Source organism: Streptacidiphilus sp. MAP5-3, assembly GCF_041262505.1.
GTDB lineage: Bacteria > Actinomycetota > Actinomycetes > Streptomycetales > Streptomycetaceae > Streptacidiphilus.
Map to the genome: position 1 here is coordinate 64,438 of NZ_JBGCCL010000011.1, position 13,157 is coordinate 77,594.

A 13,157-nucleotide genomic window follows, 5' to 3' on the forward strand; every position below is an offset into this window, starting at 1 on the left:
CTCCGAGCAGCGCAATTATGGGCGCGGACACGTCATATTCGTGTGGGGTGTCGCCCCCCTCAGCCGGCAGTCGCATAGGCGCCGAGCACGACCTGGTGGCCGATGACCGAGAGATCGATGCCGGTCGGCGTCGCAGTCGCGGCACTGAAGGTCGCATTGACCGGCAGTTGGACTCCCCAGACGTAGGTGCCGGGGCCGGTGGTCTCCGTACTGGAACTGGAGCCCGAGCTGGATCCGCCGCTCGATCCGACGCCGGGGACCGAGATGTCGATCTCCGCACCCTGCGCCAGCAGGCTTCCGATGGTGTCCACTTGCCGGCCGCCCCAGGTGCCCGTCACCCGGAACCGCGCCTGCTGCCCGTCGGAGCCGGGCGCGGGACCGACGGTGAGCTGACCGCCGTTGCTCATGAGACGGGTGATCACGCCCGAAAGGGCCTGGTAGGTGAGCGTCAGATCACCGGTGACCAGATCGACCTGGGCGCTCCGGGCGGTCAACGACGTCACCGTCACGCCGTGCAGGTCCAGGTCCAGCTTCTGCACGTCGAGGTAGTCGCCCTGCGCATTCGCACGGGAGTTGAGGACCAGGTTCCCGGCCGACAACGTGACGTCGTCCAGCCGCCCGGACAACACCTGCGTCAGGAAAGGGAAACCGTTGATCGAGACGTTCAGGTAGCCGTCGGTCGTGTCGGTCCCGTACCCGTACTTCTGCCGCGCCAGCGTGGCCGCCTCCTGGTTCGCGTAGTGCACGGCGACCCGGTCGGCCGTCACGCCCAGCACCGCCAGGACCACCACCACGATCGTCAGCACCTTGACCCAGCGCCGCTTCATCCTTGCCCCCCTGTCGCCACGCGTTCGCCGTCGGCCCTTCTCCCCCGCCGACGACCGTCGGCCCGTCGGCCGAAGTTCGTGAGCACACTAGTGCGTGTGCGTCGCGCGCGACAGGGGTGACAGGTGTGAGCGCTCACGGCGTGCGCGAGCTGCGCAGCCGTATCGTGCTGCGCGAGGTCGAGCTCGACCCGACACGCGCGCTGGCCTGAGCCTGCGTCTCCGGCGCCCCTGCGTCAGCCGGCGAAGCGCCAGCGGGTCGCACCGTAGGGCTCGACCAGGGCGACACCGAAGACTGCACTGATCCGCAGCCGGTACGGGTGCCACGGTGGCGGGCCGGCGCTCGGGGCGTTGAAGGGCGCGGTGAAGGCGTCGCCGAAGACCTCGGCAGGCCAGCCCGCGGCCTGGTAGACGGCCGCGAGCCTGCCGAGCGTTCCCCCGTCGGTCACGCGCTCCGCCTCGCCCTCGACCACGAGGTCGATGCCGTCGAGCCTGGTCGAGAGCGTACATGCGGGGTTTCCCGCGAGATTGCGGGCCTTACGCGCTTCGGGGCTGCTGGTGAAGTAGAGGTCACCGTCGAGCCAGGCCGCCCCGACGCCCGCCGCCGAGGGACGGCCGTCCGGGCGCACGGTGCCGAGGAAGGACGTGACGGCCGGGCCCGGGACACTACTGCTGAGCGCCTTGTCGGCCCGACTCCACTCCAGCGGGGGATTGCCGTAGCGGTCGAGGTTGGTCACCTCGACGGGGACCCTTCCAGTCATCGTCCATCACCCCTTCGCACGTCGCGGCGGCGGCCGTCCCCGGGCCGTGGTCGCCTCGTCTTCCAGACTCCCACCGAACCCCCGAAGGGGCTCCCCGACTCGCTCGGGTGCCGACCGTCGGCGCGATCCGACACATGTGCCCTGCTATGCCACCAACGGTATGGACTAGCCTCAACTGGTCACCGAAGGAGCATGAACGATGACCGAACCGGGGCTGGAACAGCACAGTCGTGACCATGTCGCCGAGCGTGGCCTGCGTCCTGTCGGCGCGCCGTCGCGCTCCTTCGTGGTCGACCCATGCCTCCGGACGGCGGCCACCGGCCACCCGGCGGCGCCCGGTGGCCACGGCTCTGCCACCGTGCGGGAGGGCGCACTGTGACGCAGATACAGCTCGAAACGGACATCAACACCGCCAGCAGTCTGGATAGTTCCGACATCCTGCTCAACTGGGCCGCCGGAACCAGCATCGGTACCGGGCCAGGAGCAGGGGCGGGCACAGAGGCACGCACAGGCGCCGACATCGACACCGGCGCTGGACCGGAGAGCCCACGGCTGCTGCGCCTGATCGGCGGTCCCGGCAGCGGGAAGAGCAGGCTGCTCGCGACGCTGCGTCGGCACTCCGACACCGGGCCGAACGGCCGGACCGCGCAGGCGCGAGTCGACGCCTCTGTCCCCGCCGCCGGGCAGACCGCCGCCACCGTGGCTTGGGAGTTGGGGCGCCAGCTGGGCTACGGCCCGCTGGATCCACGGGAGTTGGTCGCGCGTATCGCCGACGATGCGCATCCGGTCACGATCGTCGTCCCCGACCTCCACCGCGCGGGTGTCGGCCTCCTCGGAGGCGCGGACGTGCCGTCGGAACGCGTCTCCGCTGCTGCGGAGATCGCCGCGCAGGTCCTCGCTCCGCTGCTTGAGCTCCCGCACGTCAGGATCGCGGCGGAGACGGGCACGACGGGACTGCTGTCGGACATCGCGGACACCCTCGACATCGACCTCGGGTTCGATCCGGAAACCGGTCCGGAAGAGGCAACGCCGCCCGCCGACGAGGCAGCGGCGCCGCCGCTCGGCCCCGGAAGCGACTGGACCGCCGTCGACCTACACGAACGCGACCGCGCGCTGACCACGGCCGCTGTCGAGGAGCGCGGGCGCCTGCTCGCCGATCCCGGCTACCTGGTCCACGGCTCCCCCGTCGCCGTGACTGCCGCGCTGGCCGACCCGGAAACGCGGGCGCCCGGTCGCCTGCGTCGTGTCTGGGCGGCTGCCGCCCCGGCGGTCACCACCCCCGGCATCGACGCCGTCGAGCGCGCCGCGCTGCTCCACGCCGCTGCGCTCGGAGCGGACAAGGCCCTGGCCACCTACCTCCGCCCGCTCGCCGCCACCCACGCGTGGTGCGCCCGCTGGTCCCAACCCCTGGACGGCGCAGTCGCCCTGACGGCCATGGCGGGCGGGCTCGCCCTTGTCGACGCCGAGGGCCAGGTCCGCCTCTTCGACGCCGACACCGGCGAGCAGGACGACGTGATCCCCGCCGATCCCGACATCCGACCCGGGTCGCTCACCGCCGCAGCAGAACGGTTGCTGATCGGCACCGGCTCCGACGGCACCGTCCACATCCTCGGCCCCAACGCCCCGTCACCCGCCGCCGTCGCGGTCGCCGCACGCCACAACCTGCGGACGCTCGCGGACGAACAGGCGCGTCCCCTCGCACTCGACGGCGGCGCGGGCATCCCGGTCGCCGTGGCCTGCGCGGACGGCCGGGTGCACCTGTGGCCGCTCGACGGCGCCCCCATGCGCCCGACGACCTACCAGGCCCACGGCCTGCCGATCACCGGCGTGGCCGTGGTCCAGCCGAGCGACGGTCCGTTGCTCGTCGCGACCGGATCGCTCGACGGCACCGTCCGTCTGTGGGACGGGCATTCCGTGAGCGTGATGCAGGTCCCCTCCGCGCGCCGGGGCACCCTCCCGTCCGCCCTGGCCGCCACCGACAGCGCATCCGGGCCGATCCTGGCCGCCGCCTGGTCCGACCAGCGGATCTGCCTCTGGCACCTGGCGTCCGGCCGTGTGTCCGTCGTCCCCTGGCTGGGGCCGGTCAAGGCCCTCGCCTGCCACATGGACGGCGGCGTCCCGACCCTCTCCGTCGCGACGGAGGCCACGCTGACCGCGATCACCCTCCAGCCGCTGCCCTGGTGATCCACCCTTTGCCCGTCAGTTCACGGGCGGGGTCGGCCGGTTATCAGCGTTGTCGTCGTCCGTGTTGTGGCGGAGACCACTCCGGCCGCCGAACGCAACCCGGAGTGGCTGACCCGGTGACCCTGCGGATCGGCCGGAGTCCGACTCAGCCGAACTGAGGCTGCACGCCGATGGTCCGGGTCTCCTCGGTCAGTTCACCGAGCTGGGCCTTCGGCGCCTGTGCCCTCCAGGCGTGGCGACCGGCGGCGTCGAGCCCGAGCCGCGTCGCCTCCTCCGCGTTGCCGCTGGTGAGGACGAGTGTCGCCGTCTCCGCCCCGAGCGCCAACACCTCGAACGGTGCGCCGCGCCACGTGGTCAGCAGGCGGCGGTGGAACACCTGCTCGCACTGGCCGTCCGTCAGGCGACGAGCCGTCACCGAACCGTCGCCGGACGTGCGGTAGGCGGTGAGTTCACCGGCGTTCGGCCCGAAGTCGGCGGGCCAGGTGCCGCCCTCATCGACCACCCCCACGCCGCGCGCCACGCTGCCCGCCGAAGCCTCCGGGACGCCGCCCGGCGTCAGTCCTCGCTCCTCCGCGGCGGGGTAGGAGCGCCACCCGGAGTAGCGACCCGCAAATCTCGCCAGACCCTTCTCGTAGCCCTCCCCGCCGACTTCTGCCAGGTGCCAGATCTCCGCGCCGATCGGCGCCTCGGAGAGCTCCATCCAGAACTCGGGCACGGCAGCGGGCGCGTACGCGGTGTACCCGGTCCCGAGGAACGGCTCGGGCAGCACCAGGGACGAACCCAGCCGCGCGGCGTCCTCGGTGGTCCGTGCGCCGAACGACGCCCGGAACAGCCCCGGCCAGCTCGCCAGGAACCGGATCACGAACATCCCGTCGCCCTCCGGGAAGTCGTCGCCGGCCCCGGCCAGGCCGTGGACCGCGCGCGCCTCGGCCCCGGAGTCGACCCTGGCCACATCCACCATCCGCGAGCAGAGTCCCCACATCCGGAAGGGTTCGAACAGCCCAGGCACGACCCTGTTGCCGACGTACTGCTCCGCGAGTGCGCGGGTGATCGGCAACTGGATGATCGTCCGCGGGGAGAGGCCCGGGGTGGTGGTCATCGCTGGTGCTGTTCCTTCCATTCCGCCAGCAGGTCGGTGCGGTGCTCGGTGAGGTCGGTGACCTCGTCGAGGGGGAACGTCCCCAGGTAGGCGCTGGCTTCGATCCGTTGCAGGTGGTCGGCGACGCGTCCCAACCGCCGCCCGGCGTACCAGCCGGTGATCCTCCCACCCGAGGAACCCTCGGCGTCGAAGGCCTCGCCGTGCCAACGGAAGGTCCACCGGGTGCGGTACCAGGCCTCGAGCTGCCCGGGGTCGGCGAGGAAGACCCGGGTGGGGTCCTGCGCGTCCGGCTGGAGACCTGCGGGCATCGGGTCGTCCTCCTCGTCACGGACCAGCGAGACCTGGACGGAGGTGTTGTCGCCGAAAGCGCGGTAGACGTCGCCCCGGTACACCGCGAAGTTCCCGGCCCGATGCCGCATTCTCTCAGCCATCCACGTCATCCACCCTTACGCCGTCCGCCCCTGCTCCGTCGTCCGCTCTTGCCCCGCCGTCCGACCTCGGATCGTCCGCCCTCGGGTCGTCCACCCTGGTCCAGACTCCTTGGTTGTAGTAGCCCACCATGGTCTCCCGACCGTCCCGGGTCATCTTCCACATCTCGGCACGCCTCGGAAGCGGCGTGCCGCGCGGAAGCAGCCATTCGGGTACGCCGGCCGCGGTGTACCCGGTCCCGGTGAACGGATCCTCCATGACCGAACCTCGCGCTCCGCGCCGCCCGGTCGCGATCCTGGCGACGGAGTCCGCCCGGTCCTGGAGCGAGGGGTCGGCTTCCGCGTCACCGACCGCTCCGTAACTGGGCTCGGCGCTGGCACCCAGCCCCTTGGGTGCCGGGAAGCGGAGCTGGTACGCCTCCTCGGCGTCCTCCGCGACGGGGGTCCAGCCGTGGCCTCTGTCGTCCAGGGAGAGACCGTCACGCAACTGCGCGGGCGTGGCGAGATCGGCGATGTCGGTACCCCGGGCAATGGAGTTGCCGAAGGTGGTCGGGTCGAAGTTGCCGCCGAACAGCTCGTGGTCATTGGCCAGGTATCCGTCGGCCACCTCCCGGTCGACGACCTTGGTGACGATCTGACCGTCCTGGATCCCGATCGCGTTGCGGACCCCGGCGACCTGCTGGATCTGCTCCACCGTCAGTTCGTGGGTGGGGGTGAGCCGCAGTCCGTCGTACTCCTCGCGACTGAGGCCGGTTCCCTCCAGCGCCTGGTCGATCTGGTCGTCGAAGTTCGGCGAGTCGCGCAGCGCGGCGCTGCCGAACTGCGGCGTGGAGAGGTCCGCCGCGGCTGTTGCGTCGCCCGTTCCGCCACTGGTTACGCCGCCGGTTCCGCCGCCCGTCGGGTCACCTGTTGCGTAGCCTGTTCCGCCGCCCGCGGTGTCCCCGGTTCCGTCCCCCGTTGCATCGTCCTGCCCAAGGGCCCGCTCGATCCTGGTGCCGTGGATCGCGGACTCCGGCGTCATCGTGGACTCAGCCGTCCCGATGGGCGACGCCGACGCCGCCGCCGACGCCGTTTCCGATGCCGTTTCCGGCGCCGCGTCCGGCACTTCCGGCGTCGTGACGGCAGTCCCTCCGGGCGTCGTGAGCGCAGTCGTGAGGGTCTGGGGCTGTCGGAGGGCCCCGGGCTGCCCGGGGCCCTCCGGGCCGCTTACGCCCCCCAGGGTGCTCAGCGGTGTGCGCGGCTCGTCCGTGGGCATTCGGGAGCGGAAATCCTCGGCGATCTGCGCCTCGTTCGCCGCATGGTCGGCGAGGTTCCTGGAGCCCTTGTCCGCTGCGTCCTCGACCACGTGGGCGTGCTGCTCGGCGATCTTCGGCAGTGCCTGGTGAACGTCGTCCCTCAAGGCGGCGAAGAGCGCCTTCTCCTCACCGCCCGCTGCAGCGCCCGCCTCGCCGCCCATTTCGCCGCCTGAAGCCGGAGCCATCAGAACGCCAGCCCTTCCAGGCCACCTCGCAGTGTCTCCGCATGGCCCCGGAAGGTCTCCGCGTGGCCACGCAGGAGCTCCAGATGTGCGGCGGCCACCCCGTGGTCGATGGTGAACCCTGCGGCGTCGCTCCCCGCGGCACCCCCGTCACCGCCACCGGAGGTCTGGGACCAGTCGAGGCCGGACATGGCCTGCTCGATCCTCGCGAACAGCGGCTTGGCCGCCGCCTCGATGATCTCGTCGGTGACGTGACGCACGATCTGCTGCTGCAGCGCCGCGATCCGTGCCCTGCCCGCCTCGGCCTCGAACGTGGCCGCCAGGACGACCAGTTCGGCGATCGCCGCCACTTTCTGCGCGACGATGACATCCGCGCCGACGTCCAGCGCTTCGGCGAGGACCCGGCAGCCCTCCACCAACTCCTCCGCATGCCGCGCGGAGAGCTGCCCCCAACCCGACTGCATCCGCTGGGTGGCGGTACCCTGGTACGCCTGCGCGAACTTCGAGAGCACCACCGTCGCGTCCTGGTGGGTCTGCTCCACGGACTGGCCGAACACGCGCACCATCGCCGCGAATTGACGTATGTCGCCCTCGTTCAGATACGGCCAGGGAACGCCGATCGCATCCAGGAACGTCAGCACCGGCCCCGGAAGGTCGTCCACCGCCAAGACAGTCCCCCGTGGTCGGTCGTCGCCGTCGCGCCGCATCCTACCGAGCGAACGCGAGGGCGATTCCTCCGCTCCGCCGACTTCGGCCCACGGTCACCCGCTCGGGAGGGTGGTCCCCTGTACGGCCTGGATGTCGAGTTCCACGCGGAGTGTGGTGCCGATGGCCGCGATGCCCACCTGGACCACCTGGTTGTAGTTCATCGCGAAGTCCTCGCGGTGCAGTTCGGCCGTCGCCCGGAACGCCGCCCGGGTACCGCCCCACGGGTCGGGGCCCGTACCGAGGTAGGTCAGGTCCAGATCGACCGGCCGGGTCACCGCGTTCATCGTCAACTCGCCATGGACCGTCCAACGGTCCGGGCCCGCCGGGGAGACACCGCCGGTGCTGCGGTAGGTGATCTCCGGCTGGGCGTCCACGTTCAGGAAGTCCGGCGAACGCAGGTGGTCGTCACGCATCTTGTTGCCCGTGTCGATCGACGCCGCACCGATCACGGCGAACACCCGCGACTCCTCGACCCGCTCGGCGATCTCGACCTGCCCACGGAACTCACCGAAGTGACCGCGGATACTGGAGATCCCCAGATGCTGCGCGACCGCACCCACCGAGGAATGCGCCGGATCGACCGTCCACGGCCCCGGCGGCGGAAGCTCCACCCCACCCTGCCGGGCCAGCACCAGACTGCCCAGATCAGCCCGCCCCGACGACGCCACGATCGCCGTCGAAGCCGTCGGCTGATAACCGACCGCAGTCACGATCGCCGTGTACACACCCTGCGGCAGCGCCTGCGTGCACACCAACCCGTCGTCGTCCGCGGTCGCCCGCACCATCTGACTGCCCGTCATGTCCGTGACGGTCAGCACCGCGTGCCGCACCGCCCACCCATCCCTCGTCCGAACCCGGGCACGAAGCCCCGTGCCGCCCTCACCGATGTGAGTGGTCATTGCTGCTCCCGATCGATCAGTGACGGGTTCCGGCCGCCGCGGCCGTCCGCGTGCCAGCCGGAACCCGATCTCCCCGCTCTGTCACTCGTCCGAGTGGCCGAGCTCCACGTCGTGTCCGCTGTCGCCGCGTCCGTCCAGGGTCAGCGCAGAGGCGACCGGCGGGTAGCCGCTGGCGATGAGCGTGTACTCGCCCGCGTCCAGGTCGGTGAAGGCGTAGTCGCCCTCCGCGCCGGTGGTCGCGCTGCCCACGACGTTGCCGGCCGTGTCCACCAGGGTCACGCGGGCGTCGGCCAGCGGACGGCGGTCCGCGCCGGCGCGCACCGTGCCCTGCAGCTCCAGACCGGCGGCCAGCTCGATCTCGATCCGGGACGGACCCGCCGTGCCGACCTCGACCGGCAGCGCGGCCGGACGGAACCCGGTGGCGTTGACGGCGACCGTGAACGTGCCGGCGGTCAGCGCCTCGAAGGCGAAGGCACCGGTCTCGGCGGTCTTGCCCGTGGCCAGCACCTCGCCACGAAGGTCCGTGACCACGACCATCGCCTCGGCGACCGGCCGCTGGTCAGCCGCCGCGCGCACCAGGCCGGTCAGACCGCTGGTCCCGGAGAGCGCGATGTCGTAGCCGACCGGGCCGTCGCCGACGGCCACGGTGGACGCCTGCGGCCGGTGACCCTCGGCGGCGGCGATCAGCACATAGCTGCCCGCCCCCGGCGCGGCCAGCCGGTAGCCACCGTCCGCAGCGACCGTCGCACGGCCCAACTGCCGCCCCTGCAGCGAGATCAGGGTGACCGTGGCCGAACCGACCGGTCGGCCGTCTCCGCCACGCACGGAGCCGTGGACCATGCTGCCACTCATGGGAACCTCCTGGTCGACCGGGTCGAACCCCACTGACGTGAACGCTGCGGCCGGCTGCACGTCGGCAGCGGCGGCCAGGGAGGCCAACTCCAGCTCGGAGGCGGTCTCTTCCTCCATACCCGCGACGGCCGCAGTGCCCGCCGGGGCGTCGCCGACGACGCCCGCGCTCTGCTGCAGGCCGCTCGTCGTCTTCAACGACACCTCCTTGATGAAGAGGACCAGCAGGAAGGAGACGAAGGCGAACGGAGCGGCGTAGAGGAAGACGTCCCCGATGCCGTGCCCGTAGGCGTTCTCGGTGATCCCGCGGACCAGCGGGGGCAGCTTGGTCAGGTCGGGGATGGCGGCGTTGCCGCCGGACGAGGCGGGCATCGGCAGGCCGAGCGCGGCGAAGCCGTCCTTGCTGTAGTGGGTGATGCGGACGGTGAGCGCGGCCCCGAGGGCCACGACGCCGAGCGCGCCGCCGAGGGACCGGAAGAAGGTGACCAGCGAGCTGGCCGCGCCGAGGTCCTTGGGAGCGACCTGGTTCTGCACCGCGAGCACCAGGTTCTGCATCATCAGGCCGATACCGATGCCCAGCAGCGCCATGTAGACGGCGACCTGCCAGTACGGGGTGTCGACCCGGAGCAGGCCGAGCGTGGCCGCGCCGCCGGTCAGGAAGAGACCGCCGCCGACCAGGAACGCCTTCCAGCGGCCGGTGCGGGTGATGATCTGGCCGGAGCCCATCGAGGCGACGAAGAGGCCGGCCACCAGCGGGATGGTCATCACGCCCGACATGGTCGGGGTCTTGCCCCGGGAGAGCTGGAAGTACTGGCTCAGGAAGACGGTGCCCGCGAACATCGCGACGCCGACGAAGAGGCTGGCGACCGAGGTCAGGGTGATCGTCGCGTTGCGGAACAGCCGCAGCGGGATGAGCGGTTCGCTCGCCTTGGACTCGACCAGCAGGAAGATCAGGCCGAGCACCAGCGCGCCGGGGACCATCACATAGGTCTGCCACGACAGCCAGGCGTACTGGTCACCGGCCAAGGTGACCCAGACCATCAGCAGGCAGACCGCGGCGGTGACGAAGAAGGAGCCCAGCCAGTCGACCTTGACCTGGCGCTTGACCACCGGCAGATGGATGGTCTTCTGCAGCACGACCAGTGCGATCAGCGCGAACGGCACGACCACGTAGAAGCACCAGCGCCAGCCGAGCCAGCTGGTGTCGGTGATGACGCCACCGACCAGCGGACCGCCGACGGTCGCGACGGCGTAGGTCGCACCGAGGTAACCGCTGTAACGGCCGCGCTCACGCGGCGAGATCATGGCGGCCATGATCACCTGGGAGAGCGCGGACAGGCCGCCCGCGCCGACGCCCTGGACGACACGACAGGCGATCAGCATTCCCGGGTTCTGCGAGAAGCCGGCCACCACCGAGGCGACGATATAGAGCACCAGGGCTATCTGGACCAGGAGCTTCTTGCTCACCAGGTCCGACATCTTGCCCCACAGCGGGGTGGTCGCGGTGACCGCGAGCAGCGCGGCCGTGACGATCCACGTGTAGGCGCTCTGGCCGCCGCCGATGTCCCCGAGGATGGTCGGCAGTGCGGTCGAGACAATCGTCGAGGAGAGCACGGCGACGAACATCCCGAGCATCAGCCCGGACAGTGCCTCCATGATCTGCCGGTGCGACATGGGAGCCTGGTGATCCCCGGAGTGGGGCCCGGATTGAGACCCGCGCGCCGCATGGGATCCATGCTTCGGGGTGGCCTCACGCACACCGGTCAGTGTGGTCGTTGCCATCGTCTTCGTTCTCCAGTCCGCGTCAGCTGTGCATGCGGCGCTTCAGGTCGCGCGCATCCAGCTCAACTGGCCTGCGGCGCAGGGTGGTTCGTGGGTAAGGGACAGGTGGTTGGTTGGTGCGAGGCGGCACTAAGGGACGGTCTGGCCGGCGGGCGGCCGGGAGAACGTCCTGGGCAGGGAGAGCGGCCTGGGCCGGCAGTCGTCGAAGCTGTCGCGCAGTCGAGCCATGAGCGTGGCGAGTTGAGTCACTTCTTGGTCCGTCCAGTCCTGCAGGTAATCCGCGAGCGCCTCGGCGATGAGGCCCGACGCCTCACCCAGGACCGCCTCCCCGGCGGGCGTGAGGCTGAGCAGCCGCGATCGCTTGTCCTGCGGGTCGGGCCGGCGTTCGATCCATCCGCGTTCCGCGAGGCACGCGACATGGCGGCTGGTGACCGACACGTCGACGCCGAGCCGCTCGGACAGCTCACCCGTCCGCATCCGCCCGTACTGGCGCAGCATGCGCAGGGTCGCGACCGAGGCCGGAGCGCAGTCCTGCGGCAGAGCCCGGCCGAGCCCTCGGCTGACCGCACCCAGTGCGCTCAGGTGCCGCACCAGCTCCGCGCAGCCCTCCCGTGTCGCCATCCAGCACCCTCCCGCATTGGTTGCCTTAGGCAACCTTAGGCCAGTTGGTTGCAACAGGCAAATGAATAGCTGCATCTACCACTGATCTGCGCGGATCACCGGTGACCGCCAGGAGAGTCGCGTGAGTCACGAGGGTCCGCCGCCGGTCCGCGGGGAAGGACTACCGTCGGGCGCCATCTGCCCGGCGCTGGACGCATCGTGCCCTCGGGGTGCTGCGACCGGCTGTCATCCTGATCCGGACGTGGGGAACTTGGCATGCAGATACAGCAGGACGCGCAGGTCGTGGTCATCGGTGCGGGCCCGGCGGGCTCGGCCACGGCGTTGCACCTGGCGCGCGCGGGAGTGGACGTCCTGCTTCTGGAGAAGGACGCCCTGCCGCGGGACAAGGTGTGCGGGGACGGGCTCACTCCCCGGGGCGTCCACCAACTTCTGCGCATGGGTGTCGATATCAGCGGAGAGGGCTGGCGACGTTCACGCGGGGTCCGCGTGCACTGCGACGGCCGGGAGATCGACGTCGACTGGCCCGCCACGGGGCACTATCCCGACTTCGCGCTGACCCGGACCCGGCATGACTTCGACGAACTGCTCGCCCGCCACGCGCAGTCGGCCGGGGCGCGCCTGCTCACGCGCACCAAGGTGACCACCCCGCTGACCGACGCGGCCGGACGCGTCGTCGGCGTGACCGCTGTCGGGCAGGACGGGGAGCAGGTCGAACACCGCGCCGCCGTCGTGATAGCCGCCGACGGCGCACCCGCGCGGACCGCGCTGGCCACCGGGTGGGCGCGCAGTACACGTACCCCGATGGCGACCGCCGCGCGTCGCTACTACCGCACGGACGCGTTCACCGACGACGGCTACCTGCACCTGTGGGCGGACCTGCGCTGCGCGGACGCCGACGCCTGGCTGCCCGGCTACGGCTGGCTCTTCCCGCTCGCCGACGGCCGGGTCAACCTCGGACTCGGCGGACTTCCGCACCGCCGGCACTGCAACACCGACCTGCGTGCCACCTTCCGCGAGTGGGTCGCCCGGCTCCCCGCGGGCTGGAAGCTCGACGAGGCCACTGCGGACTCTCCGCTGCGCAGCGCGGCCCTGCCGATGGGGCTCAACCGGCGCCCCCAGTACCGCGACGGGCTGCTGGTGGTCGGGGACAGCGCCGGCATGGTCAGCCCCTGGAGCGGCGAGGGGATCGGCGAGGCGATGGAGGCGGGCGAGATCGCAGCGCACGCTGTCGCCCTGGCCCTGACCCGCCCGTCGGGCTCCCGCCGCGAACAGGCGCTGCACCACTACCCGACGGAGGTGCACCGCCGGTGGGCCCGGCACTACCTGCTCGGCAACGCGCTCGCCGAGCACGTCTTCGCCCGATTCGGCTACCGCCCGCTGTTCAACCGCGCCGTGATGTCCAGTCCCGCCACGACCCGCCTGCTGGCCCAGCTCTTCGGCCACCTGCGTTCGTGACGCCTACGGTCGTGACGCCCGCAGCCGTGACGGCGCCCGCGCAGGGACTGCACCCGTGAGGCGCGCCGTG

The 13,157-nt window shown here is 71.3% G+C and carries 12 protein-coding genes; 3 read left to right on the top strand and 9 right to left on the bottom strand.

Going from position 1 to position 13,157, the window contains the following annotated elements; all coding sequences use genetic code 11:
• Positions 1–59: 59 nt before the first annotated feature.
• Positions 60–827 carry a DUF2993 domain-containing protein gene (locus ABH928_RS18515; protein ID WP_370067703.1) on the bottom strand — a complete coding sequence of 256 codons (768 nt, stop codon included), beginning with the start codon at positions 825–827 and terminating at the stop codon, positions 60–62.
• A 233-nt stretch (positions 828–1,060) separates the two neighbouring features.
• Positions 1,061–1,585, bottom strand: a complete 525-nt coding sequence (locus ABH928_RS18520) for a pyridoxamine 5'-phosphate oxidase family protein (protein WP_370067705.1) — start codon at positions 1,583–1,585, stop codon at positions 1,061–1,063.
• Positions 1,586–1,784: 199 nt separating this feature from the next.
• On the opposite strand from ABH928_RS18520, the gene ABH928_RS18525 reads away from it, so the two are divergent.
• A complete protein-coding gene (locus ABH928_RS18525; protein ID WP_370067707.1) occupies positions 1,785–1,964 on the top strand; it encodes a hypothetical protein in 180 nt (59 codons plus the stop codon).
• Positions 1,961–3,769, top strand: coding sequence for a hypothetical protein (locus tag ABH928_RS18530; RefSeq protein ID WP_370067709.1), 1,809 nt, complete (start codon positions 1,961–1,963; stop codon positions 3,767–3,769). The genes ABH928_RS18525 and ABH928_RS18530 overlap by 4 nt, the downstream gene beginning before the upstream one ends.
• 145 nt (positions 3,770–3,914) lie before the next feature.
• On the opposite strand, the gene ABH928_RS18535 is transcribed toward ABH928_RS18530, so the two are convergent.
• From ABH928_RS18535 to ABH928_RS18565, 7 genes are all read right to left on the bottom strand, one after another.
• Positions 3,915–4,868 (bottom strand): hypothetical protein, encoded by a 954-nt coding sequence (locus ABH928_RS18535; protein ID WP_370067710.1) that lies wholly within the window; start codon positions 4,866–4,868, stop codon positions 3,915–3,917.
• Positions 4,865–5,299 carry a hypothetical protein gene (locus ABH928_RS18540; protein ID WP_370067711.1) on the bottom strand — a complete coding sequence of 145 codons (435 nt, stop codon included), beginning with the start codon at positions 5,297–5,299 and terminating at the stop codon, positions 4,865–4,867. The genes ABH928_RS18535 and ABH928_RS18540 overlap by 4 nt, the downstream gene beginning before the upstream one ends.
• Complete coding sequence (locus ABH928_RS18545) at positions 5,292–6,776, bottom strand: hypothetical protein (protein WP_370067713.1); 1,485 nt, start codon at positions 6,774–6,776, stop codon at positions 5,292–5,294. Before ABH928_RS18545 ends, ABH928_RS18540 begins: the two co-directional genes overlap by 8 nt.
• Positions 6,776–7,435: a hypothetical protein gene (locus ABH928_RS18550; protein WP_370067716.1), complete on the bottom strand. Its 660-nt coding sequence runs from the start codon at positions 7,433–7,435 to the stop codon at positions 6,776–6,778. The genes ABH928_RS18545 and ABH928_RS18550 overlap by 1 nt, the downstream gene beginning before the upstream one ends.
• A gap of 99 nt (positions 7,436–7,534) precedes the next feature.
• Positions 7,535–8,380, bottom strand: a complete 846-nt coding sequence (locus ABH928_RS18555; RefSeq protein ID WP_370067718.1) for a YceI family protein — start codon at positions 8,378–8,380, stop codon at positions 7,535–7,537.
• Between the two features lie 81 nt (positions 8,381–8,461).
• Positions 8,462–11,011 carry an MFS transporter gene (locus ABH928_RS18560; protein ID WP_370067720.1) on the bottom strand — a complete coding sequence of 850 codons (2,550 nt, stop codon included), beginning with the start codon at positions 11,009–11,011 and terminating at the stop codon, positions 8,462–8,464.
• A gap of 129 nt (positions 11,012–11,140) precedes the next feature.
• Positions 11,141–11,632 (bottom strand): MarR family winged helix-turn-helix transcriptional regulator, encoded by a 492-nt coding sequence (locus tag ABH928_RS18565; protein ID WP_370067722.1) that lies wholly within the window; start codon positions 11,630–11,632, stop codon positions 11,141–11,143.
• Positions 11,633–11,887: 255 nt separating this feature from the next.
• Between ABH928_RS18565 and ABH928_RS18570 the strand changes: the two genes are divergently transcribed.
• Complete coding sequence (locus tag ABH928_RS18570; RefSeq protein ID WP_370067724.1) at positions 11,888–13,087, top strand: geranylgeranyl reductase family protein; 1,200 nt, start codon at positions 11,888–11,890, stop codon at positions 13,085–13,087.
• Positions 13,088–13,157 lie beyond the last annotated feature (70 nt).